This is a genomic window from Bacillus sp. JJ1127, from assembly GCF_036965845.1.
GTDB lineage: Bacteria > Bacillota > Bacilli > Bacillales > Bacillaceae_G > Bacillus_A.
The window spans coordinates 1-2,288 of record NZ_JBALQK010000305.1 but is presented as its reverse complement, the minus strand read 5'-3'; the positions used below and the strand labels follow the sequence as shown (position 1 = coordinate 2,288).

The window sequence follows — 2,288 nt, the reverse complement described above, 5'->3', positions numbered from 1 at the left end:
TTATCCTCAGTGATTGAAGTTTTGTCTTTGGATTAGGGTGAGTTGCTAAATGAAAGTAATCGTATTTATGAGTAGTTTTAAAATATTGAATATTCTTTGTTCTGAGTGTATGATTAAGGAATCTTAGTTACGAAAGGGGATCGTTCTATGTTTTGTACATCCATTTTTGCCGGGGTGATTACAGTTAACCAAAAGGAGAAATAATAATGAAATTAGAAACGAAAAGACTACATATTATACCATGTACGGAAGAAACAGTTAAAATTGCTATTCAGCAAGGGTACGATAATGGACCGCATATCGCAAATTATGTACAAAAATTAAAAGAAGATTCTTCTTTACTGTATTGGGGCGTTTGGCTCGTTGTTCGAAAAAAGGATGGTATGGTCCTTGGTGATATAGGTTTTAAGGGGAAACCAAATGGGAATAAAGAGGTAGAAGTGGGATATGGGTTCCTTGAGAAATATTGGAATAAAGGTTATGCAACAGAAGCTGTAGGGGCATTAATTCAGTGGGCTTTTCTTACATCAAAAGTTGATAGGATAGTAGCTGAAACACTTCATGATAACCATGGTTCTATTCGTGTGTTAGAAAAATTAAACATGAAAAAAATAAGTGTAACAGACACAATGATTCATTGGAGAATAGAGAAAATGTCATGATTTAGTTGTGAATGATTTCGACAGACAAGAAAATGGAATTTATAATGATAAGACCTACGGCAATGTAGGAAAGCGTAATAATAAATGAAAAAGTGCTCTTTTCCCGTGTGAGAAAAGAGCCTTTGTTTTTTTCAATCAGCATGATATTAAATTTTTATAATACTCATTAACCTCATAAATAAACTACGTCTTGTGATTTTTTGGAATTGAATGAAATAACAGGAAAATTATATAATAAAGGGTATAAAGAAGGGGGAAGGGATATGTTAGCATTTGATCACCTTGTTCATGCTGTTAGGTGTACACCAAAGGAAGCGGAAAAGAGAATGAAGGAGCTTGGATTCCATACGGTACAAGGCGGAGAACATACAAACTGGGGAACATGGAATAGCTTATGTTATTTTGATTTATCATACATTGAATTTTTAGCAGTACAAGATGAAAATAAAGCTAAGCAAGCAGACAATCCACTAGTTCAGGAAACAGTTGTTAAATTAAAAGATAGAGAAGGTATGTTACAAATTGCGATTCGTACAGATCGGATTGAAGAACTTGCAGTTAAGTTTGTAGAAAAAGGATTGAAAATTATTGGCCCATTTGAAGGGAAAAGAGTGAGAAATGACGGTCATCTTTTAGAATGGAGAATGTTATTTATTGAGCAGCAAGAAAACGGACCGAAATTTCCTTTCTTTATACAGTGGGAAGAATCTGATGAAAGTAGAAAGTTGGATTTACAAAAAGTAGGTATGATTGCCTCTCATAGCAATGAAACAAAAGAAATTGAGACGATATTTTATGCGGTGAAGAATGTTCGTGAAACAACAGAGAAATGGAAAGAAATGATGGAAGTACAGGTGGATTCTTCTGAAGTTCATCAAGAATGGAATGCAATGTGCCAAAGTGTGTTATTTGAAAATGTAAATGTTCAATTTTGCGAACCGATCGGTGAAGGGTTTGTACAAGAACAGTTATTAAAATATGGAGAAGTTCCTTTTGCGATTGAATTTCAAGGATTAGATAAGCAGAAGAGAAAAAAACAAATTTTAGGTAGTTTATACATATATTAATCGGGGGGTTCTATGTGGAAGAAGTGCTAAGTATCGCAGATTAAAAGAGAATCAGAAAAAACATATTTCATCAATCAACAATGTATATATGTGTAAATACGTAAAAAGTAAGGGGTACAATAAATTGAAACGTCAAAAACTTATTTGTGAAATAGTCAATCGTATTTTAACATTTAAACGAGATCATCCGTTAAGAATCGGCATTAGTGGTATTACAGCTTCTGGAAAAACAACATTTGCAAATGAATTAGCGGAAGAAATGACAAAGCACGGAAAAAAGATAATACGAACTAGCATAGATGAATTTCATAACCCAAGAGCGATTCGTTATCTACAAGGAAAAGAGTCAGCAAAAGGATATTATGAGGATGCCCATGATTACAAGTCTTTTCGGGAAAGATTACTAGTCCCTTTAGGGCCTGAAGGAAGTTTACATTATGAAATAACATCCCATAATTTAAAAACGGATATTCCTGTACATAATCCGCCTATACTAGCTTCGAATGATATGGTGTTAGTAGTGGACGGGACTTTTTTATTTGACGAATTGTATTATTAA

General features: G+C 33.6%; 2 protein-coding genes and 1 pseudogene. All 3 read left to right on the top strand.

Annotated features, from left to right (window positions below; all coding sequences use genetic code 11):
* The first annotated feature begins 206 nt into the window (after window positions 1-206).
* Window positions 207-662 carry a GNAT family N-acetyltransferase gene (locus V7183_RS23295; RefSeq protein WP_097898973.1) on the top strand — a complete coding sequence of 152 codons (456 nt, stop codon included), beginning with the start codon at window positions 207-209 and terminating at the stop codon, window positions 660-662.
* A gap of 263 nt (window positions 663-925) precedes the next feature.
* Entirely contained in the window at window positions 926-1,729 is an 804-nt protein-coding gene (locus tag V7183_RS23290; RefSeq protein WP_335360992.1) for a VOC family protein, read from the top strand.
* A gap of 88 nt (window positions 1,730-1,817) precedes the next feature.
* Window positions 1,818-2,267 (top strand): annotated as a pseudogene (locus tag V7183_RS23285) (hypothetical protein); the annotation flags it as partial.
* Window positions 2,268-2,288: the final 21 nt, after the last annotated feature.